Genomic DNA, 20707 nt, shown 5'->3' with positions numbered 1-20707 from the left:
GACTACGTTCACATGAAAAAAATCAATTATGTCGTTACTGCCGGTCTTGCTTATGCGTTGATGCTGACGCCGCTCGGCTCAATCGATGCCAAGAGTAAAACATCGAAGCATGACCGCAACAAGAACGGAATCCATGACAGCTGGGAAAAGAAGTACAAGCTTAAAGGGAAAAAACTTGCGCAGCAAGATACGGATCATGACGGCTTAAGCAACTACACCGAATATAAGCTCAAACTCAATCCACGGAAGAAAGACAGCGACCGCGATAAGATCAGCGACGCACATGAAGATACGGACCGTGATGGCTTAACTAACGACATCGAACTCGAGCTTGGGACAAAACCATATAAACGGGATTCTGATGGTGATGGAATTCTCGATGGCAAAGAACGCAACAAGGCCGGTCACCGCTATGAAGATATGCTGAAAAAAATGAAGATTGCTCTCGCGACAGAGACGACGCAAAGTCAGATTAAATACCAGTTTAAAAAGAAGAAGAGTCAGCTGCGTGTCAAAACGAATGACGCAACGGTCGATGAAACCCGTGTCCGCCAATTGATTCAGTTCATCGAGTCACATCCGAAGATGACGGAAGAGGAATTACGGGCACAACTCGTCAGCTTATTCGCTCTCTCTGGTTCTTACGAGTTGGAGATTGAACTCGAGTACTTCGATCACGAAGAAACGAAATCAGAGCACCGTCACGTTGAAGAAGACGAGCAAGACGATGATCAAGGTCAGGACGAAGATGATGATTCAGATGATGACTCGGACGACGAGCATGAAGATGAAGATGAAGATTAATCCTTAAACAAAAAAAACACCTGCTCTAAAGACGACCGACGTCCATGTGACGAGGGGCGATCTTTAAGACAGGTGTTTTTTTACTTTTCGTTGACCATTTCTTGAATCAATTCACGGTTCCGTTTTTTGAAAACTTCATTGTGGGATGAGACCATCGCGACTTTGGCAGCATCCGGTTCAATGAACTGCTTCGCCCGGTTGACGGCGTTTGCCGCGTCCTGGAATGTACCCGAAATCAAGTTCACCTTGCCGTCATGCGTCAAAATATCTCCTGCTGCATACAATCCCGGTACACTTGATTCGCTCGACGCGTTACCGGCGATGTAAAAGTCGTCGACTTGTTTGATGTCGAGTTCCGAGTTCGCGAGCAACTCTGCTTCCCGTTCGTAGCCATGGTTGATGATGACTTCATCGACGTCAACGATGTTTGTCACGTCCGTCGCACAATCAATCAATTCGACGGACGCAATCCGGTGGTGATCGTCGCTTGCGATCAACTTATGAATCGTCGTGTTGAGGAGACAGACGGCTGAGCTTCGGACGAGTTGGTCGACTTGTGCCTCGTGACCTGTGAAACAGTCTTTCCGGTATGTGACGTAAACTTTTTTCGCAATCGGTTCGAGCTCGTTCGCCCAGTCGATCGCTGAGTTACCGCCACCTGAAATCAGGACCGTCTTATCTTTAAACCGCTCAATCGATTTGACGGTATAGTTCAAGTTCGACACTTCGTACCGTTCGGCCCCTTCAATCTTCAGTTTTTGGGGATTGAGTATCCCGCCGCCGACAGCGACGATGACTGTCTTCGAATAATGAATTTCTCCCGACTCCGCTTCGAGGACGAAGTTTCCGAAGACGTCTTTTGCGATTGAAATGATTTTTTCATTCAGGTGCACGGACGGATTAAACGTTAAGCCTTGTTCGACGAGTTGCTCGATCAGCTTCGCTCCGGTAATGGGTGGCTGTCCCCCGACATCCCAAATCATCTTCTCCGGATAAACATGAATCTTGCCACCAAGCTCTGCCTGGTATTCAATGATTTTCGTCTTCATCCCGCGTAATCCGCTATAGAAAGTCGAGTATAACCCGGCCGGGCCTCCACCAATTACCGTTACATCAAACAATTCCTGCTGTTCCATCTCACTCACTCCTCGCTCTCGACTACGACTGATTATCATTCTCATTCCCAATGATAACGTGAACATCTCTTGAAGACAAGAAAAAATGTTGACAGCGTTTTTATGAGACTGGTATGGTTAGGGAGACGATAGTGATAATCATTATCAATGAAAACAGCTTTAAACGAGAAGGAGCCTCTGCGTATGGTACGTCTAGCAACAGAAGAAATCAGTATCGGATACGGAGATCGTACCATCGTCAAAGACTTGACGGTTCAGATTCCGGATCGGCAAATCACGACAATCATCGGTGCGAATGGTTGCGGTAAATCGACCTTATTGAAAGCGATGACCCGGATCATCCCCCATCAGTCTGGTCGTGCCCTGCTTGACGGTCTCGATATTGCGAAGGAAAGTACAAAGCTGCTTGCCCGGAAAATGGCGATCCTGCCTCAGACACCGGAAAGTGCAAGCGGTCTAACGGTCGCAGAGCTCGTCTCATACGGTCGTTTTCCTTATCAAAAAGGATTTGGTCGTTTAACGAAACATGATTACGAGATCATTGACTGGGCGTTAGAGGCAACGGATACGACGGCATTCAAACACCGTCCGGTCGACGCCTTGTCCGGTGGTCAACGGCAACGCGTCTGGATTGCGATGGCGCTGGCGCAGGAGACGGATATCATCTTCCTCGATGAGCCGACGACTTACCTTGATCTCGCCCACCAGCTCGAAGTCCTCGAGCTGCTCGAGCATCTCAACCGGACGGAAGGCCGGACGATCGTCATGGTGTTACATGATTTAAATCAGGCCGCCCGTTTCGCCGACTACATCATCGCGATGAAAGAAGGCGAAGTCGTCAAAGCCGGAACGTGCGAGGAAGTCATTTCGCATGACGTCTTAAAAGAAGTATTTCATATCGATGCCGAAATCGGTCGTGATCCACGGACGAATAAGCCGATGTGTGTCACTTACAACTTAATCAAGGGAGATTAACCACATGAAGAAACTAGTACTCTTACCGATTTTATTACTCTTAGCACTCGTCATCGCCGCCTGCGGCAATACAGATAAAACAGAAGATACGTCTTCCGATACGAAAAAAGAAACGATCACCTATAAATCGGAAGAAGGTGACGTCGAAGTCCCGGCTGATCCGAAACGCGTCGTCGTCCTTGCCGGTTTCGCCGGAAACGTCATGGCACTCGACGTCCCACTCGTCGGTGTCGATTCGTGGTCAAAATCGAATCCGAAGTTTGATTTGAAAGACGTCCAGGAAGTATCAGAAGAAAACGTCGAAAAAGTCATCGAACTCGAACCCGATCTCATCATCGGCTACAATACAACGAAAAACATCGATAAATTTAAAGAAATCGCTCCAACCGTCACGTACACGTACGGCAAAGTTGACTATTTGACACAACATATCGAAATCGGTAAATTGCTCAATAAAGAACAAGAAGCACGCGATTGGGTCAAAGACTTCCAAACACGCGCAGCGGACGCCGGAACAGAGATTAAAGCTAAAATCGGTGACGATGCGACGGTCTCTGTCATCGAAAGCTTCGATAAACAGCTTTACGTCTTCGGCGACAACTGGGGACGTGGTACAGAAATCCTCTACCAGGAAATGAAATTGAAGATGCCGGAAAAAGTTACGGAAATGGCCTTAAAAGACGGCTATTACGCGCTATCACCGGAAGTCTTACCTGAATATGCAGGGGATTACCTCATCTTCAGTAAGACGGCAGAAGCAGATAACTCGTTTACAGAAACAGACACATACAAAAATATTCCTGCTGTTAAAAACAACCACGTCTTCGAAGTCGATTCGAAAGAATTTTACTTCAATGATCCATTGACGCTCGAACGTCAGCTCGAGTTCTTCAAGAAAAGTTTCCTTGGCGCGTAACAAAAATAAGGAGGGAACCGATTTTTCGGTCCCTCCTTTTTGACTATCTAATGAAAGTGAGACGATAACTATGTCATCCGGTCGATTCCCGTTCGGACTGAAAATCACGTTCGGTTTACTCCTGTTCGTCGTCATGTTCTGGATCTCGATGACGTTCGGTGCCGCCGACACGACGATACGTGAGGTCTGGAACGCTTTGACGTTCGGTCCCTTGAACGGTAAAGCAAAAATCATTCAGGAAATCCGGTTACCGCGCGAAGTCGCTGCGATGCTGGTCGGGGCTGCACTCGGTGTCTCCGGTGCGATCATGCAGGCGATGACACGTAATCCCCTTGCCGATCCCGGACTGCTTGGGCTGACAGCAGGCGCGAACGCGGCCCTTGCTCTTGCGCTCGTCTTCATTCCCGGTATCAATTACTACGGCATCATGCTCGCGTGTTTCCTTGGAGCAGCAGCCGGTGCCCTACTTGTCTTCGGGATCGGTGCCTCAAAACGTGGCGGGTTTTCACCACTTCGAATCGTCCTCGCCGGGGCCGCGATTTCTGCTTTTTTATACGCAATCGCAGAAGGGGTCGGCATTTACTTCAAAATCGCTCAAGACGTCTCGCAATGGACATCCGGCGGGCTGATTGGAACGACCTGGGGGCAACTGCAAATCATCACCCCCGTCATCTTGATCGGCATCGCGATTGCGATGATCTACTCACGTCAATTAACGATTTTAAGCTTATCAGAAGAAGTCGCACTCGGGCTCGGGCAAAACATCACCCGGATTAAAGGTGTACTCTACGTCGTCGTCATCCTGCTCGCCGGGGCCGCCGTTGCTTTAGTCGGTAACATGGCATTCATCGGCTTGATGATTCCGCACATCGTCCGCGCAATCGTCGGCACCGATTACCGCTTCATCCTCCCGATGACCGCCGTCTTCGGTGCAACGTTCATGTTACTCGCGGACACGATTGGCCGGACGCTGTATGCTCCATACGAAACACCGGTCGTTGCGATCGTCTCGATGCTCGGGCTGCCGTTCTTCTTACTCATCGTCCGCAAAGGAGGTCGTGCGTTCTCATGATTGAAACATCGCTCCGCCGCCGTCAGCGGTTGATCTTTATCGTCTTTAGTCTGTTATTGCTCGGAACGATCATCATCAGTATCGGGCTTGGGCCCGCCTCCCTCTCGTACGACCGGCTTCTGCCGACACTGTTCGGTCAAGGCTCGTTCAAAGAAGAGTTTGTTTTGTTCTCACTCCGCCTGCCGCGGATTTTAATCACGGTACTCGCCGGCATGGCACTCGCCTTATCCGGTGCGATTCTTCAGGGCATCACCCGCAACGAACTCGCAGATCCCGGCATCATCGGTATCAATACAGGTGCTGGTGTCGCCATCGCCGCCTTCTTCCTTTACTTCCCGGTCGATGTCGGTGCGTTCATCTATGGGTTACCGGTTGCTGCCTTCATCGGGGCATTGATCACAGCGATTGCCATTTATGCCTTATCGTATGACCGTGTCCGTGGTCTGCAACCGATTCGTCTGATTTTGACCGGGGTCGGATTCTCGATGGCGTTATCCGGCATCATGGTCGTCCTGATTTCATCCGCGCGCCGTGAGAAGGTCGACTTCATCGCCAAATGGCTCGCCGGGAACATCTGGGGAACGGACTGGACATTCGTCTACGCGTTATTGCCTTGGCTGCTTATTCTCGTACCGTTTACGTTTTATAAGGCAAACAAACTCAATCTGCTGGCGCTGAATGAACCGGTTGCGATCGGCGTCGGCGTCGCGATTGAAAAGGAGCGCATCCAACTGTTACTCGCCGCTGTCGCACTCGCTGCATCCGCCGTTTCTGTAACAGGCGGGATCGCCTTCATCGGTTTGATGGCGCCCCATATCGCGCGCGCCCTCGTCGGTCCAAGGCATCAACTGTTCTTACCGATCGCCGTTTTGATTGGCGGATGGTTACTCGTCCTCGCCGATACGATTGGTCGGAACGTCGCTGACCCGCAAGGCATCCCGGCAGGAATCGTCGTTGCGATCATCGGTGCTCCTTACTTCATTTATTTGCTGTCAAAAAAATAACCTCTACATGATGCGGTCACAACTAAAAACGCAAGAAGTAGGCGAATCCGGAATCCGCCGCCTTCTTGCGTTTTTTTGTTGCTCTAAGATGACCAGTCAATATTTGATTCGTTTTTCTTCCCGTTCCGCCCGGATCAATTCCTGTTCTGATAAGTGTGTCGGATCGAGTCGTTTAATCCGTTTATCGACAATTCGGTCCAATGACAGCACCGTTAGGAAAAAGACAAGGAACGGTCCGATGTATTCGGGACGCGCTACGTAGGGCGTGATGATTTGCCCCAGGACGACGACCAGTACTTCGATGATACTGATCAATATATACGGTAGTCCGAGATGATCCCAGGCCTCAAGCCCGTCAAACCGCTTCTTGAAATAGCGGTACTTCAGGAATCGGACGATCCATTGATAGGACAACAAAGGGACTAACAAAAAATACTGAAACGATGATTCTGTCAGATGCCAATCGTCTGTTAAAAAGAGAAATACAAACAATACCAGTCCAAACAAGACCGTTTGAATGTAACGTGCCTGTTTTGAAAATCGGATATAATCCATTTTCCGCTCGCGTTGCATGCTCTCCATCGTCTGCCTCCTCGTTACATCCCGATTCCTTCGCCCGTCGGATGACGGTGTTCGATTCCTTTTCGGTCCGGTGTCTCAAGCAAATCCATTTTATCGAGCTTCGTTACCGTCCGGTCCGTCCAATTTTGAAATTGCAGCATCCCTGAAATCCACAACATTAGCGGAAACAGATAGCCCCACTGTCCAAGGTGCGGGGCGACAACTGCGGCACCCGCAATAAAGACCGCTTCGAGTAAAGTGATCCCACCAAACATTAGACTGACTGATCGCGCCTGTACCTTCGACCGAACTAACAGAACGGATTGGATCACTCGCTGCATGCCATTATAGGCGAGTAACGGCGTAAGAATCAAAAATCCAACTGCTGAATCCGTCAGGTGCCCGCTTCCGGAGAAGAACAGCACCGCAAAAAATACGCCCGCAATTACATACGTCCGGATTTGCCGGCTGATTTTTGTCCATTTTTGATACGTGCTTAAAGTGTTTCTCATCCGTTCACTCCTCTTGTGTGTTTCGCTTACTTACGGTAACGCTCAATCTCACGCATCGTGACGAATGCCGGATCCAGTTGTTTCGCTTGTTTGTTCAATTGGGACACAATCAAATAGGCGACGATGATCGACACAAGAAAGACCGTAAAAGAAATACCGGCGTATTGTGGAAAAACAGTCCCCACATAAAGTGTAAGGATCGGGATGAACGAACCGATCATCGACACACGTGCCACTTTCAAGACCGTCTTTTTATAGACGTCCTTCGCGAGGCGTTGCTTTAAAATCCGCAGACGAATGATTTCTCTAAGTGCGTTAGCCAAACAGAATACCGTAATCGCAAATAAGGAGAACAGCCCTGTTTCCCGAAAACCCGGGATGAACCAACCAGCAAGCGCAAGCAGCAGAACCGGAACCGGCACCAGATGCTGAATCCTTTTTAATGGCGGTCCCAGTAATTTCAACCGTGTATTTTTTTCAATCAATGTACTCACCCTGTCACTCCTCCACTTCTTTAACATTCGCATGAATTTCTTTATCACTGACGAAGTCGGGATCGCCTGACCGGGCAATCTTTTTAAACAACCAGTCCGTTATGTAATAGACCGGTGCGAGGATGATCAGCATCCAAAGGGCAATTTTCCAGATCGACATCTCTTTCGTCTCAAGTATCACGGTGTACAGCGAACCGTACAGGACGAATTGAGTCCCGAGCCACAGCAACGATTGGTTCGTCACTTGGTCGCTTGAGAGATAGCGCGCCAGGATTTTTCGTTTTTCGAGTCGAAACGGGAGATCAAACACGAGAAAGACAAGCGGTAACAGACTCAAATACATGGTCGTGCTGAAGATTTCCGTGAATGTGCCGATTGTCGCCATCAAGGCAGCGATGACCCAACTCTTATTCTGCAATTGATTTTTTTCGATATAAGCAACCGTCAACGCCTGTAATCGTTCCTCTCGGAGCGTTTGTTCCATCCTGAAATGCCCTCCCTCGTTTCAACTGTCTATACTGTCATATACTTACAGTTTACCAGTTATGTTTCAAAAAAAAAGAAACTTCCTTAAAAAAGGAGTTTCTAGGCTGAAACTTGAATGATGAGATAGATGACGCTATACGCAACAATTGCTAACGGAATCAGTGCCACACCAATCAACCAACCGTTCTTATCACGGATTCCGAGATACAGAACAAGACAGCCGACGATGAAGGCAATTAACGTCGTAAATGGATTCATAATGCTTCCCCCTCTTGATTACCTATTAAGAAATTTCCCATTCCCTCAAAAGGATAAACACAGAAAACGACTTCAATCGGTTCATCAACATTATCCAGGCTGTAAGCTTCTGTTTTGCCGCCACCACTATAACAAAAAACACCACTCGGCAAATGCCAAGTGATGTACATATGGAGACTATCGGGCTCGAACCGACGACCTTTTGGCTGCCAGCCAAACGCTCTCCCAGCTGAGCTAAGCCCCCTCATATTCTTGTAATCAGTATAAACCATATCGATTCACTTTTTCAATATAAAAAGAGCGCTTCCAAACAAAAACCTCTCCGTCGCCGAAACGACCGAGAGGAGACTGTTACTTATTCAACTCACGCATCAAATCCGCTTGCCGTTCAAGCTCCGCCTGTTGCTCAAGAATCAGTACTTTTTTGTACGTCCGGGCTGAAATCATGATGCTGATTTCATAGAGGACGAACAACGGTACCGAAATCATCAGATGTGACGTCACATCCGGTGGTGAGATTAAAGCCGCGATGACAAACAGCGCAAAGTACGCATATTTCCGATTTTTCCGCATGAACAATGGCGTCACGAGTCCAAGACGAGTCAAGAACATCGTCACGACCGGCAATTGGAACAAGATACCGAACGGAATCGTCAGCCGGATTAAGAAACTGAAATAGTTTTCGACCCCGATGACTTGCTCGATGCCGAGCTCTTGCCCAAGTTCCGTCGATACTTTGAGTAGAAACGGAAGTAACCAAAAATAAGAGAACGCGATTCCGGACAAAAATAAGAAAAACGTGACCGGAATATACGTCAAGGTCGCTTTCTGTTCCTGTTCGAATAAACCGGGTCGGATGAACGCCCATAGCTGGTACATCCAAAATGGTGAAGCCAGGACGACCGCGATGATGAACGCTAAATTCAAGTACAACATCAGGGGATCGGCCACATTAAAGGCATTCAATCCGATGCCGAGCTCTTTCAAGTCTGACTGCAGAAAACGCACGAGCGGTCGGACGAGCGGAAAGGCCGCGGCGAACAAGACGACGACGATGATGAGTGACCAGACGATCCGCTTGCGCAACTCGTCTAGATGCGATGTCACACTCTGTTCTTGATCAATCGCCATAATTTAATCACTTCTCTTTCGATTCATCCTTTTTGTCTTTATCATCGTCCATGATGCCGTTTGTCGCACTCTTGAACTCTTTTAACGTCTGACCGGCAGCACGACCGAGCTCCGGTAACTTTTTCGGCCCGAAGATGATTAAGGCGACGGCACCGATTAAGGCGATGCTTCCTGGTCCAATACCGAGTGTGAACGGGATTAAGTTTTCCATTATGATTTCACTCCTTCAGCTGATTGCGAATAATGCTTCATGAAATAAACTAGTGACTGCAACTCGATCGACAAATCGATGTGATGGACCCGAACATGGGCCGGTACGTTCAACCGCGCCGGTGTAAAGTTCAGAATTCCGGTCACACCATACTCAACTAACTCATCCGCTACTGACTGTGCGAACTGGGATGGGACCGTCAAGATGGCGACATCAACCTTGTTCGCTTCGATTTGCTCTTTCATGTCAGAGACATGATAGATAGGAACGTCTTGCGTCGTTGTTCCGACCTTGTTTTCGTCCGCATCAAACGCAACGACTATCCGAGTACTATTATTCTTTAAAAAGTTATAATTTGCAAACGCCGTTCCGAGATGTCCGACCCCGACAAGTGCCACATTCGTGACTTCATCCTGATTCAGTGTCTTTCGGAAAAACGTCAATAGATGTTGTACGTTGTAACCGTATCCTTTTTTCCCTAACGCCCCAAAGTAGGAAAAATCGCGGCGGATCGTCGCTGAATCGACTTTGACCGCTTCACTGAGCTCTGCTGAAGAGACGCGCAGCTTGCCTGAGTTATAAAGACTCTGAATGAAACGATAATATAACGGCAGTCGTTTCGCCGTCGCTTGTGGTATTTTTGTGTCTGGCCCATTCATACTGCAGTTCCCCCTTCGACCACGTTCTGACGTGGCACCCAAATCAATGCAAAGAATTCTATTCTCTTTGATTGTAAACCACTTCACATAGACTAACAAATAATATATTCCACGGGACTCCTGCGTTTTTTTCATGATAGACTAAAGGGTGGAAGGATGGATGTTTTTATGATTCTCTTACAAGTGAACCAACTATCAAAATCATTCGGTGTTGAGCCGATTTTAGACAATATTAAACTCGAAGTGCAGGAGCGGGACCGGATTGCGCTCGTCGGACGAAATGGTGCCGGAAAATCAACACTTTTAAAAATCATCGCCGGAGAGCTCAGTCATGACTCTGGTGAGATCATGAAGAGTAAGGAAGTGAAAATCGGTTACCTCGCCCAGGACAGTGGTCTTGAGTCGAATGAAACGATTTGGAATGAAATGTTGACCGTGTTCGAGCATCTGCAAGAGCAGGAACGTTCGCTCCGTCGGATGGAGATTGAGATGGGGATGGACCATATCTTGAATGATGCTGTTGCTTACGACCGTCTGTTGAAAACATACGATCAGGCACAACATGACTTCTCGGACGCCGGCGGTTACCAGTTCGAAGCCAACATCCGCTCCGTCCTGCACGGGATGCGTTTTTATCCGGACGATTATTCACGCCGGATCCAGACGCTATCCGGTGGACAACGGACGCGACTCGCACTGGCGAAGATGTTGCTCCAGGCACCTGAGCTGTTGATTCTTGACGAGCCGACGAACCACCTCGACATCGATACACTCTCTTGGCTCGAAAGTTATCTGGCTGGTTACCGTGGAGCGGTCTTGATCGTCTCCCATGACCGTTACTTCCTCGACCAGGTCGTCAACGTCGTCTATGAATTGTCACGGAACGTCTGCCGGAAGTTTACCGGCAACTACACGAAGTACTTGGAACAAAAGGCAGCACTGTATGAACAAGAGATGAAGCAGTTCGAACAGCAACAGGAAGACATCGCGAAGATGCAAGACTTCATCCAGCGTAACATCGCACGGGCGACGACGACGAAACGCGCACAAAGCGTCCGCAAACGTCTTGAAAAAGTCGACCGGATTGATCGTCCGGATGGGGATGAACGCAGCACCGTTCTGTCGTTCCCGATTGAAAAACAAAGTGGGAACGATGTGTTACAAGTCACGCAACTCGCGGTCGGCTATGAAGAAGCCGTCTCAAAAGGCATCACGTTCCGCTTACAACGCGGCGAATCCCTCGCCCTCGTTGGTCCGAACGGAATCGGAAAATCAACGTTACTGAAAGTTCTTGTCAACCGGATTAAACCGTTATTCGGTGAACATCGTTTCGGGACCGGCGTTTCCGTCGGCTACTACGATCAGGAGCAGGCCGAGCTCAACGACCGCAACCGGGTCATCGATGAAATTTGGAACGAGTGGCCGTTGATGCGGGAACAACAAGTCCGGTCCGTCCTCGGTCAATTCCTGTTCAGTGGTGATGATGTCTTTAAACTTGTCCACGAATTATCCGGCGGCGAGCGCGGACGCCTCGCCCTCGCGAAGTTAAAATTACGCAAAACGAACGTCCTCATTCTCGATGAGCCGACCAATCACCTCGATCTTGATTCGAAGATGGTGCTTGAGAACGCACTTGTCGACTATGAAGGCACGCTCCTGTTCGTCTCCCACGACCGTTACTTCATCGACCGGGTTGCGACACGCGTCATCGAGATGAATCCGGACGGTGTGACGGATTATCTCGGCGACTACTCTTACTATATGGAGAAGAAGGCCGAGAAAGAAGAAATCGCCCGCCTCGAAGCAGAGGAAGAAAAAGCAATCAAAGTCGCTGCTTCGAAAAGCATCGACAAAGATGCGCAAAAAGAAGAACGAAAAAAGAAACAACAGCTCGAACAACTCGAACAAGACATCGAACGGTTGGAAACACGATCAACTGAAATCGAACAACTGCTTTGCGAACCGGAAGTCTTCAACGATATTCCGAAGGCGACGGCGCTGTCGGCAGAACGGGATCAGATTGATACGGACCTCCTCGAACTGATGGAACGATGGGAGAATTTCCACTAATGCGCTCGAAAAGTTATGTCATCAACCTCGTTCAAGGGTTATTGTCCGGGGTGCTCTATTTCGTTCCGATGTATGCCGACTACGTGTCGGCCTTCATCCGGCCGGATGCCTTTAATGCCGTCGTCCTGTTGTTCATCCTCATCTCGTGCATGATCGGCCTCGTGATTAAGACGTGGAGTGGTCTCTTCATCAGCCTCTTATCCGGATTAATCTGTACGTTGCTGACGACCCAGATGTTCGTTGAACTGAATGACCCGTTAATCATCAGCTATTACGGAGCCGTTTCACCGCTCGTCGCCTTTTTGATCAGCTGTCTCGGGATTTGGGCACTGGCGATTCTCTTTTTTCTACTCGATGGTTTCCAGTACGAAAAACGTCACCATGCAGAGTAACTTCTTCAGTTGTCCGACATAAAAAGGCACGTCCCGCGTTCGGGACGTGCCTTTAGACTGTAGACAAGGTACTATCACAATCAAGCGTCTGTTTTCGTTGATTACCTCGGGCGAGGCGCAAGCCGTTGCTCCTTGATCCTAGCGGACAACGAGCAGGGTCTTGCCTGCCTATGGCAAGTCGCGTTAAAAACGCACTTTTTCCCGTAGGAGTCAACGAAACGTGACGCTTTTTAGACTGTAGACGGTTTAGAGCGCAATCCGTCTCGAATCGCTTTTAAAGCGAAAAGCAATCGGTCGCGACCCTGCAGCTCTGCTGTAGCGGCGCGGAAGATTGCCGCTTTGAAGACGAGGCGAGACAGGGAAGCGTGAACTGACAGCATCCTCATGTAAAATTTTCGTGATTTATAAGAGTTTGGCTATACGCTGAAGGCACGTCCCGCGTTCGGGACGTGCCTTTTTGCTTCTAAAAAATACTAGTCCTACTCGTCGATCCGCCTTCAGCTCGTCGGTCGGGCAATCGTAAAGATGTCTCCGACTTTCGCATAGTCGTTACCCGCGAGACGGGCGATCGCTTTTAAACCATCCGGATCAATCCGGAACGACTCGACGAGTTCATCCGCGACGTGATACCGGACGATCTCCCCAATCAAGAGGTTGGCCCCTTCGAGTTCGAGATGATTCGTCAGCTTCAATTCAAAGCGGATCTTCGCTTCTGCGACAGCCGGAACATCGATCAAATCACTATCGACTAACGTCAAATTCGTCCGTTCGAGTTCACTTTCACCATATGCGAGTGGTGCCGCGGTTTCATTGACTGCCTCGACGATTTCTTCACTGACGATATGGATGACGTATTCCTGATTCAGCAAGATGTTTTTTGCGGTATCCTTTTGCCCTTGCTCCGTCTGCTGGACGGCGATGACCAGTTGCGGCGGGTTGCTTGAAGCGACCGTGAAAAAGGAAAATGGCGCCGCATTGACGACTCCATCTGCACCTTTGGTCGTCACGAACGCGATGGGTCGAGGAATGATGCTGCCGATCAACAATTTATAGTTTTCTTTTGGACTTAAGTCTGCTGCATCAAATTTCATAAAAACCGTCCTTTTCGATCACCCGATAAGTGCTGCGAGTGAATAGTCTCCAGCTCCGATCATCGCAACGCCTAAGGCGATGACGATCAGTGCCATGTTGTATTCGTACCCGTTTTGCGTCACCCAGTAACCATTCGTCCCATGCACTTTGACGATTGCGACGATCATCGAACCGATGATCAGGAGGGCTGCAATCCACAGGAATAATCCACCGGCGAATAATAATCCTCCGACCAGTTCAGCAATCCCTGCCATCAGTGCAAGTGTTTTCCCTGGCTTCATCCCGATGGACTCAAACCAACCGCCTGTCCCTGCGATACCATGTCCACCGAACCATCCAAATAATTTTTGTGTTCCGTGTGCCGCAAATGTTAAGCCGATAATCAACCGAATCAGAAATAATCCTAAATCCATCATGTATAAAACTCCTTTTACTTAATGTTTTTTAATTACTATTAGTAACTTAATATCGATACTAAACTATCACTTACTAAAAGTAAATAGATTTGTTTTCGTTATTTTTATTACTATAAGTAAAATAATTCGTATTTTAGCGTCAAAGTGGGTATACTACATATATAAGAAAGGATGAGCGCTGATGGAGAATACACTAATTCCGACGGCCCTTTGTCCGAAAGTCGAACATGCCTTTGAAATATTGGGCAAGAAGTGGACGGGTTTGATTTTACGTCATCTCTTGACGAAGACCTGTCGTTTCAATGAAATTCAAGATGCGATTCCCGAGCTCTCTGGTCGTATGTTAACGGAACGCATGAAGGAACTTGAGGCGGAAGGTATCGTAGCCCGGACCGTCATTCCGGAACGTCCGATAAAAATTCAATACAGTTTGACAGACAAAGGTCGTCAGCTTGAGCCTGTAATTCGTTCGATCGAAGAATGGGCTGAGTTACAAGATTGACTGAAAAGAAGACATCCATGCTGGGCATGTGGTGTCTTTTTTTATTCTTTTTTGCATTGAGAATCCTTTTCATTTAGAATGAAGTCGTGTCCCACCATGAAAGGATGTGTCACGTCATGAAAATCATGATCGGTTTCGTCAGCATGTCTGGCAACACGGAAGACATCATGCACTTACTTAAATCAGAACTCGAGCAAAACGGCTGCCAGGTGCAGACGGAAGAACTCGATCAACTATATCCAAGCGACTTAGCGCAGTATGATGCCGTCCTGCTTGGTTCTTACACGTGGGGCGACGGTGATCTCCCCTATGAAGCAGAAGACTTCGTCGATGAGCTCGCTGCCAGTTCAATCGCGATTCCGGCTGCTGCCTTTGGTTCCGGTGACCGCGATTATCCGAAATATTGTGCGGCCGTCGATCTGCTTGAACAAGCTCTGACGTCAGCTGGTGCACAAGTCGTCTTACCTGGTCTAAAGATTGAATTTGACCCGGATACGGCCGACAAACAACAGGCTTGCCGGTCATTTGCACAAGAATTTTTCAAGCACGTCGAACAGCTTGTCATGAACTAACGCTTTAACAAAGAACGCATTCAAGAAGCAATCGCTATACAGACAAGAGGACTCTTCCGATGTCGGAAGAGTCCCGTGATGTAATGCTTAACCAAGATTCTTTTTCGCTTTCCAGCGTTTTTGAAGATACCACGGCACGATTGTCAAAATTAAAAAGACAATGATTGCACCAATGATGATTCGTGGGTCTTTCGAGACGATACTGCTCCCTAAAAAGTTATAGGCGAACGTTCCGGGAATGATTCCGATCAGCGTAGCTAAGAAGAACGGCAATAAACGAACTTTCGAGAGTCCAGCTGCGTAACTGATCAAGTCAAAATTAAAAATCGGCAACAACCGAAAAATTAAGACATAGATGAACCCATTTTTTTCGAGCTGTTGCTGGATTTGATCGACTTTTCCGGCACCGTTCTTAATAAATCCCTTACCCAGTTTTTTTGCGACTAAGAAGGCGACGACTGCTCCTAGTGTAGCACCGATGACGGTATAGACCGTCCCCATCAAGGCGCCGAAGGCGAGTCCGCCTGTGATTGACAGGACAGACGCCGGAAAGAAAATCAACGGACGTACGGTATAGAGGACGATATAAAGAATCGGTGCCCACATCCCGAACGATAAAATCCATTCCTTGATGTCTGTCGGACTAACATTTAAATACGATCGACTGAACCAAATCAGACCGATGATGACGAGTAACACGAATGCAAGACGTACTCCTTTTTGTTGGCGTGACATAATTTCCTCCATTTCATTGAGCATATATGAACGCGGTATATATAGAATTCCCAACAATCGATTTTCTTATACCTGATGCAATTTATTGAATATGCGTTTCAGCCGCTCACGATTTTGGGAACTACTAAAAGATAACATGGAAAATAGAAAGGTGATAACTATGACACAATCAATAAAAGCACTCGTCTTTGATGTCTATGGTACATTATTTGACGTTCATGCTGTTAAAGTCAAAGCAGAAGAACTCTATCCGGAGCATGGCGCAGACATCAGCCAAGTCTGGCGTCAAAAACAACTTGAATATTCCTTTTTACGTCAACTGAATGGACAATACGTTCCGTTCAGTCAAGTGACGCGTGATGCACTCCGTTATGCCCTCTTACAATTGAAGTTGCATGTGACGGAAGAAAACATTGCTGCCTTAATGGAGGCCTATCTCGAGCTGTCGCATTACGACGAAGTCGAAGCAGTCTTACAAGAGATGAGCGGCAAACAATTGGCCGTCTTTTCAAACGGCTCCCACGATATGCTTGACCCGTTAATCGAACAGTCCGGACTCGGATCACTGTTTGATCACATCATCAGCGTTGATGACATCAAACAATACAAACCGACGCCTGCTGCTTATATGCATGCGCTGAACACACTCGGTCTGAAACGCGAAGAAGTCTTGTTCATGTCCTCGAACGGATGGGACATCACCGGAGCGAAGAGCTTCGGTTTCCGGACGGCCTGGATCAACCGGTCCGGCTTACCGGTCGAAGAACTGAACCTCGACCCCGACAGCATCTATGACGACTTGAACGGTTTGCTCGAATGGAAATGAAGTTAACTAAAAAGACAGCCGATATTCCTCCGTTACATCGAGGAAAATCGGCTGTCTTTTAGTAATTCGCAAGACGCGAATATCCTTTTTTGAAGAGATCTAGCTTCAGTCCACCGTCTTTTTCGATAAAGAAGAGGTACTCTTTTTGATCTGTATCTTTATAAAAAACTTTATAGAGCGTCAGTGTGCGTTTCTTATTGTTCTCGACTGCGATTACTTCGTGCTTTGAGATGACTTCTGCTTGTACTTGCTCCGCGTCAAGACGGTCGACCATCGGCTGGAAGGATTCCTTTTCCGCATCGGTCGCCGGTTTCCCCGGTGCGATCGTGAAGTAATCGTCACTTGCCTTGTTCGTCAATCCGTACTTCCGGTCGACGAGAACGACATTTTTTAGTTCACCGTTTACCGTCCGGTCAAACGCATACAGCTTCTCGATCCGCGTTTGCTCTCCTTCAGCACGACCGATTTCATACAACGGTTCTTGTTTCGTATTCGTTTCGACTGCTTTCTTATCCGGGACAAGTTCCTCTTTGTAAGCGACTTGATAGGCATCGACGATTTCGCGAATCTGTAGTCCGATCGCAACCACGACGAGTATACCAAGTACGACGATAATGACTTTTTTCATGTTGGTTCCCCCATGTCTCTCGTATTCCTTACTTTAAATCTAGCCCAGGTTCTGCATTCATGGCAAGTGTCGATTGGCGTTGCGCCCGATAGGGATGAATCGCGGCGGCTCCGATCATCGCTGCGTTATCGCCACATAAGTGCATCGGTGGGATGACGAGGGTGATCCCTTCACGCTGACAAGCTTCCGTCAATCCGTGGCGTAACCCTTTGTTCGCTGCGACACCACCTGCGAGTAAGAGTTGTTTTCCACCCTTCTCTTTGACGGCACGAATCGCTTTAGCGACGAGCACTTCAACGACACTCGCTTGAAAACTTGCTGCCAAATCTTCCGGGATGATCACTTCACCCCGTTGCTCTGCATTATGCACCGCATTGATGACAGACGATTTTAAGCCGCTGAAGCTAAAATCATACGAATCTTTTTCGAGCCAAATCCGTGGGAAGTGGAATGTGTCTTGTCCTGTTTGTGCCAATTGGTCAATCCGGGGTCCACCGGGATACGGTAATTTCAATGTCCGTGCGACTTTGTCGTATGCCTCGCCTGCTGCGTCATCACGTGTTTCACCAATCACTTCATACACACCATCTTCCGGCATATAAATCAATTCCGTATGACCGCCTGAAGCAATCAGGCAGACGAGCGGAAATTCGAGTTCCTGGACGAGGCGGTTCGCATAGATGTGTCCAGCGATATGATGGACGCCGAGCAATGGTTTACCGTGCGCGAAAGCGAGTGCCTTCGCTGCACTGACCCCAACGAGAAGTGCACCGACAAGACCTGGCCCTTCCGTAACCGCAATCGCATCGATGTCGTCAATCGTTACGTTCGCTTCCGTCAAAGCATCATCGATGACATAAGTGATCCGCTCGACGTGATGACGTGATGCGACTTCCGGGACGACTCCGCCAAAGCGTTTATGGCTCTCGATTTGAGACGAGACGACGTTCGATAAGACGTCCGTTCCTCCCCGGACGACGGCAGCTGCCGTCTCATCACAGCTTGATTCAATAGCAAGTATCAATGGTTGTGTCATGTCTCGTCTCCTTCTAGTTCCAACCAGTAGATGGCTGCATCTTCATTATTGTCTTGATAGTAACGTTTGCGTGTTCCGGCATATAAAAAACCGAGTTTTTCATACAAGGTACGTGCCGGTGTATTCGAGACGCGGACTTCAAGCGTCATTGCCCGCAGACCGAGTTCCCGTGCGACTTCAATCAATTCCTCTAGCAACCCTTCACCAAGCCCGAGCCCACGTGCCGTACGTTTCACAGCGACGTTCGTGATATGACCTTCATCCGCGATATGCCAAAGTCCGGCAAAGCCAATGATTTCGTCCGTTTCTGCGACAAGGTAATAGGCATTCGGATTTTGCGTCATTTCCGCGATGAAGGCTGTGAGCGTCCAAGGTGTCGCAAAGGACTCCAGTTCGACCGCATGCACACCGGGTGCATCGGCGACTGTCATTTTACGAATACGCGCGTCAGTCATGTCGTTGCGCCTCAATCCACTTCGCTTCTGCCTCGGCAAGGCGTAAATAGCGTGGTTCAAATGCATGCACATCGACCGGGACACGTGTCGCGCCTAGTAAAGCCAATACACCTGCGCGTGGCGTCCGAAACGCAGGCCCAACGATTTCAAACGGTTGCAGCGCTTTAACGAATTTTTCCGTATCACCTGTCATCAACGTATCTGTCGGTAACGTCGCAACAAAGTCAGCGACTGTCGTGTGTTGTTCGTCGCCAACGCGCTCACCGTTTTCGTACATACCAACAAAGCCCGTTCCGCGGCGTGCATCTTGAATCGCGACGACCCGTCCCGTCCGTCCTGTTGATGCTGCCATCAGCTCGAGCGTCGAGACGGCAACCAGTTCGATGCCAAGTGTATAGGCAAGTGTTTTGGCCGTCGTCGCTCCGATTCTCAGTCCCGTATACGAACCCGGACCATCTGCGACGACAATGCGTGTTAATTCTTTAGGTGACCAGTTCGCTTCTTGCATCAATCGTTCGAGTAACGGCATTAACTTCGTTGCATGGTTCAAGGACGTCACATACGATGCTTCCGCAATGATTTGTGTTCCGTCCGACAGCGCAACAGAAAGTTGTTTTGTTGATGTATCGATCGCTACGATTTTCATAAGCTTAATCCCTCACATATCTTAATGTACGCCTCACCGATTGGCTGAAGACGGAAACGTCGTGCATGGTCTCCTGTCCGTTCGATTGTGATGACGAGCCGTTCCGGAGGCAAGACGTCTGCAATCAACTCTGACCACTCAACGACTGCGACCCCGTCGCCGTTCAAGTATTCTTCAAGACCAATGTCGTCACCCGATCCTTCTAGACGGTAGACATCCATATGGTATAACGGCAAACGACCATTATAGACCTTCATGATTGTAAAGGTCGGACTGTTGACATTACGCGTCACACCAAGTCCTTTTGCGAAACCTTGCGTAAACGCTGTTTTTCCCGCTCCAAGATCGCCATCTAATGTAATGACCATCCCCGCGAAGGCACGGTGTCCGAGTGTTACTGCGAGAGCCGTCGTCTCTTCTAGATTTGCCATTTCAAGTTCTATCATCCTGCGTCCCTCCTCTTGTCATCTTTCTCTATTGTATCTATTGTACCGAACAAAAAAGACAAAAAAAAATACGAAACGCTGAACGTTTCGTAGTAAAGTTGAAGTTAAGTTTAAAATTGGTTGCGGGGGCTGGATTTGAACCAACGACCTTTGGGTTATGAGCCCAACGAGCTACCAGACTGCTCCACCCCGCGACGATAAACGTTTCGGATTTGAATTATTTAAAAATTGGTTGCGGGGGCTGGATTTGAACCAACGACCTTTGGGTTATGAGCCCAACGAGCTACCAGACTGCTCCACCCCGCGATGATATAACGTTTCGACAGATATTAATATAACATGTCGTTTCGTAAATTACAAGGAATTCATTAATTTTATTTAAATATTTTCTTGAAATAACTCAGAAAATGCTCTTTTTGCTTTTAATTAAGCAGCTGTCAGCTTGATTCAGCATGTAGACAACATAGTAATCTTTTTCTTTTTTCCTTCCTATCGACTTTGTCCTAGCAGACAATGAGTAGCGAATTGCCTGTCTGTTAAAGAGAAAAAGGACCGACCTGCAAGATGCAGATCGGTCTTTTTCAATTGCCTGGCAACGTCCTATCCTCACAGGGGGAAGCCCCCAACTACTTTCGGCGTTCAAGTGCTTAACTTCCGTGTTCGGCATGGGAA

At 48.3% G+C, this 20707-nt stretch carries 27 protein-coding genes, 3 tRNA genes and 1 rRNA gene; 10 read left to right on the top strand and 21 right to left on the bottom strand.

Annotated elements, in window-relative coordinates:
- Positions 1-12: 12 nt before the first annotated feature.
- Entirely contained in the window at positions 13-804 is a 792-nt protein-coding gene (locus KNP99_RS12710; protein WP_215193301.1) for a hypothetical protein, read from the top strand.
- An 80-nt stretch (positions 805-884) separates the two neighbouring features.
- Here KNP99_RS12710 and KNP99_RS12705 read toward each other — a convergent pair whose 3' ends face one another.
- Positions 885-1940 carry an NAD(P)/FAD-dependent oxidoreductase gene (locus KNP99_RS12705; protein WP_088838031.1) on the bottom strand — a complete coding sequence of 352 codons (1056 nt, stop codon included), beginning with the start codon at positions 1938-1940 and terminating at the stop codon, positions 885-887.
- A gap of 183 nt (positions 1941-2123) precedes the next feature.
- On the opposite strand from KNP99_RS12705, the gene KNP99_RS12700 reads away from it, so the two are divergent.
- The 4 genes from KNP99_RS12700 to KNP99_RS12685 all read left to right on the top strand — a co-directional run bounded on the left by KNP99_RS12700 (position 2124) and on the right by KNP99_RS12685 (position 5907).
- Entirely contained in the window at positions 2124-2915 is a 792-nt protein-coding gene (locus KNP99_RS12700; RefSeq protein WP_029331864.1) for an ABC transporter ATP-binding protein, read from the top strand.
- A gap of 4 nt (positions 2916-2919) precedes the next feature.
- Positions 2920-3831 carry an iron-hydroxamate ABC transporter substrate-binding protein gene (locus tag KNP99_RS12695; protein ID WP_029331865.1) on the top strand — a complete coding sequence of 304 codons (912 nt, stop codon included), beginning with the start codon at positions 2920-2922 and terminating at the stop codon, positions 3829-3831.
- A 70-nt stretch (positions 3832-3901) separates the two neighbouring features.
- Positions 3902-4903: a FecCD family ABC transporter permease gene (locus KNP99_RS12690; protein ID WP_215193300.1), complete on the top strand. Its 1002-nt coding sequence runs from the start codon at positions 3902-3904 to the stop codon at positions 4901-4903.
- Positions 4900-5907: a FecCD family ABC transporter permease gene (locus tag KNP99_RS12685; protein WP_088838034.1), complete on the top strand. Its 1008-nt coding sequence runs from the start codon at positions 4900-4902 to the stop codon at positions 5905-5907. The genes KNP99_RS12690 and KNP99_RS12685 overlap by 4 nt, the downstream gene beginning before the upstream one ends.
- A 96-nt stretch (positions 5908-6003) precedes the next feature.
- Here the strand turns inward: KNP99_RS12685 and KNP99_RS12680 are convergent, their stop codons facing one another.
- The 9 genes from KNP99_RS12680 to KNP99_RS12640 all read right to left on the bottom strand — a co-directional run bounded on the left by KNP99_RS12680 (position 6004) and on the right by KNP99_RS12640 (position 10219).
- Positions 6004-6489, bottom strand: coding sequence for a hypothetical protein (locus tag KNP99_RS12680; RefSeq protein WP_088838035.1), 486 nt, complete (start codon positions 6487-6489; stop codon positions 6004-6006).
- A gap of 14 nt (positions 6490-6503) precedes the next feature.
- On the bottom strand, positions 6504-6980 hold the full coding sequence (locus KNP99_RS12675) for a hypothetical protein (RefSeq protein WP_214811493.1): 477 nt from the start codon (positions 6978-6980) through the stop codon (positions 6504-6506).
- 26 nt (positions 6981-7006) lie between these two features.
- Positions 7007-7474, bottom strand: a complete 468-nt coding sequence (locus KNP99_RS12670) for a hypothetical protein (RefSeq protein WP_214811491.1) — start codon at positions 7472-7474, stop codon at positions 7007-7009.
- Positions 7475-7478: 4 nt separating this feature from the next.
- The gene (locus tag KNP99_RS12665; protein WP_214846154.1) at positions 7479-7958 is read right to left on the bottom strand and encodes a hypothetical protein; all 480 of its coding nucleotides are present in this window, start codon (positions 7956-7958) and stop codon (positions 7479-7481) included.
- A gap of 101 nt (positions 7959-8059) precedes the next feature.
- Positions 8060-8218 carry a hypothetical protein gene (locus KNP99_RS12660; RefSeq protein ID WP_034801002.1) on the bottom strand — a complete coding sequence of 53 codons (159 nt, stop codon included), beginning with the start codon at positions 8216-8218 and terminating at the stop codon, positions 8060-8062.
- Between the two features lie 171 nt (positions 8219-8389).
- Positions 8390-8462: transfer RNA gene (locus KNP99_RS12655), tRNA-Ala, on the bottom strand.
- A 107-nt stretch (positions 8463-8569) separates the two neighbouring features.
- A complete protein-coding gene (tatC, locus tag KNP99_RS12650) occupies positions 8570-9349 on the bottom strand; it encodes a twin-arginine translocase subunit TatC (protein WP_029331875.1) in 780 nt (259 codons plus the stop codon).
- 7 nt (positions 9350-9356) lie between these two features.
- The gene (locus KNP99_RS12645) at positions 9357-9560 is read right to left on the bottom strand and encodes a twin-arginine translocase TatA/TatE family subunit (protein ID WP_088838039.1); all 204 of its coding nucleotides are present in this window, start codon (positions 9558-9560) and stop codon (positions 9357-9359) included.
- Entirely contained in the window at positions 9560-10219 is a 660-nt protein-coding gene (locus KNP99_RS12640) for a redox-sensing transcriptional repressor Rex (RefSeq protein ID WP_088838040.1), read from the bottom strand. Before KNP99_RS12640 ends, KNP99_RS12645 begins: the two co-directional genes overlap by 1 nt.
- 168 nt (positions 10220-10387) lie before the next feature.
- Between KNP99_RS12640 and KNP99_RS12635 the strand changes: the two genes are divergently transcribed.
- Together KNP99_RS12635 and KNP99_RS12630 are read left to right on the top strand one after the other, a co-directional pair.
- A complete protein-coding gene (locus tag KNP99_RS12635) occupies positions 10388-12289 on the top strand; it encodes an ABC-F family ATP-binding cassette domain-containing protein (protein WP_215193299.1) in 1902 nt (633 codons plus the stop codon).
- Entirely contained in the window at positions 12289-12681 is a 393-nt protein-coding gene (locus KNP99_RS12630) for a hypothetical protein (protein ID WP_029331882.1), read from the top strand. The genes KNP99_RS12635 and KNP99_RS12630 overlap by 1 nt, the downstream gene beginning before the upstream one ends.
- Before the next feature lie 497 nt (positions 12682-13178).
- On the opposite strand, the gene KNP99_RS12625 is transcribed toward KNP99_RS12630, so the two are convergent.
- Entirely contained in the window at positions 13179-13772 is a 594-nt protein-coding gene (locus tag KNP99_RS12625; RefSeq protein WP_088838043.1) for a flavin reductase family protein, read from the bottom strand.
- Positions 13773-13790: 18 nt separating this feature from the next.
- Positions 13791-14189, bottom strand: a complete 399-nt coding sequence (locus KNP99_RS12620) for a DoxX family protein (protein WP_029331885.1) — start codon at positions 14187-14189, stop codon at positions 13791-13793.
- Positions 14190-14370: 181 nt separating this feature from the next.
- Here KNP99_RS12620 and KNP99_RS12615 point away from each other — a divergent pair, with 181 nt between their 5' ends.
- Together KNP99_RS12615 and KNP99_RS12610 are read left to right on the top strand one after the other, a co-directional pair.
- A complete protein-coding gene (locus KNP99_RS12615) occupies positions 14371-14691 on the top strand; it encodes a winged helix-turn-helix transcriptional regulator (protein ID WP_029331888.1) in 321 nt (106 codons plus the stop codon).
- Positions 14692-14807: 116 nt separating this feature from the next.
- Positions 14808-15263: a flavodoxin gene (locus tag KNP99_RS12610; protein WP_088838045.1), complete on the top strand. Its 456-nt coding sequence runs from the start codon at positions 14808-14810 to the stop codon at positions 15261-15263.
- Positions 15264-15350: 87 nt separating this feature from the next.
- On the opposite strand, the gene KNP99_RS12605 is transcribed toward KNP99_RS12610, so the two are convergent.
- The gene (locus KNP99_RS12605) at positions 15351-15998 is read right to left on the bottom strand and encodes a TVP38/TMEM64 family protein (RefSeq protein WP_088838046.1); all 648 of its coding nucleotides are present in this window, start codon (positions 15996-15998) and stop codon (positions 15351-15353) included.
- Positions 15999-16158: 160 nt separating this feature from the next.
- Here KNP99_RS12605 and KNP99_RS12600 point away from each other — a divergent pair, with 160 nt between their 5' ends.
- Positions 16159-16824 carry a haloacid dehalogenase type II gene (locus KNP99_RS12600; RefSeq protein ID WP_088838048.1) on the top strand — a complete coding sequence of 222 codons (666 nt, stop codon included), beginning with the start codon at positions 16159-16161 and terminating at the stop codon, positions 16822-16824.
- A gap of 58 nt (positions 16825-16882) precedes the next feature.
- On the opposite strand, the gene KNP99_RS12595 is transcribed toward KNP99_RS12600, so the two are convergent.
- The 8 genes from KNP99_RS12595 to rrf all read right to left on the bottom strand — a co-directional run.
- Positions 16883-17452: a hypothetical protein gene (locus KNP99_RS12595; protein WP_088838050.1), complete on the bottom strand. Its 570-nt coding sequence runs from the start codon at positions 17450-17452 to the stop codon at positions 16883-16885.
- Positions 17453-17480: 28 nt separating this feature from the next.
- Positions 17481-18488: a tRNA (adenosine(37)-N6)-threonylcarbamoyltransferase complex transferase subunit TsaD gene (gene tsaD / locus KNP99_RS12590; protein ID WP_088838051.1), complete on the bottom strand. Its 1008-nt coding sequence runs from the start codon at positions 18486-18488 to the stop codon at positions 17481-17483.
- Positions 18485-18943, bottom strand: coding sequence for a ribosomal protein S18-alanine N-acetyltransferase (gene rimI, locus KNP99_RS12585; protein ID WP_029331901.1), 459 nt, complete (start codon positions 18941-18943; stop codon positions 18485-18487). The genes tsaD and rimI overlap by 4 nt, the downstream gene beginning before the upstream one ends.
- A complete protein-coding gene (tsaB, locus tag KNP99_RS12580) occupies positions 18936-19589 on the bottom strand; it encodes a tRNA (adenosine(37)-N6)-threonylcarbamoyltransferase complex dimerization subunit type 1 TsaB (protein ID WP_214767870.1) in 654 nt (217 codons plus the stop codon). Before tsaB ends, rimI begins: the two co-directional genes overlap by 8 nt.
- Positions 19586-20035, bottom strand: a complete 450-nt coding sequence (tsaE, locus tag KNP99_RS12575) for a tRNA (adenosine(37)-N6)-threonylcarbamoyltransferase complex ATPase subunit type 1 TsaE (protein ID WP_088838055.1) — start codon at positions 20033-20035, stop codon at positions 19586-19588. Before tsaE ends, tsaB begins: the two co-directional genes overlap by 4 nt.
- A 117-nt stretch (positions 20036-20152) precedes the next feature.
- Positions 20153-20229 (bottom strand) — tRNA-Met (locus tag KNP99_RS12570).
- Positions 20230-20264: 35 nt separating this feature from the next.
- Positions 20265-20341: transfer RNA gene (locus KNP99_RS12565), tRNA-Met, on the bottom strand.
- A gap of 281 nt (positions 20342-20622) precedes the next feature.
- Positions 20623-20707, bottom strand: a 5S ribosomal RNA gene (rrf, locus tag KNP99_RS15565); the annotation flags it as partial.

Origin of the sequence: Exiguobacterium sp. s95 (assembly GCF_018618655.1) — a bacterium.
GTDB classification, from domain to species: domain Bacteria; phylum Bacillota; class Bacilli; order Exiguobacteriales; family Exiguobacteriaceae; genus Exiguobacterium_A; species Exiguobacterium_A oxidotolerans.
The sequence above is the reverse complement of the archived record's forward strand: the minus strand, read 5'-3'. Positions and strand labels throughout refer to the sequence as shown.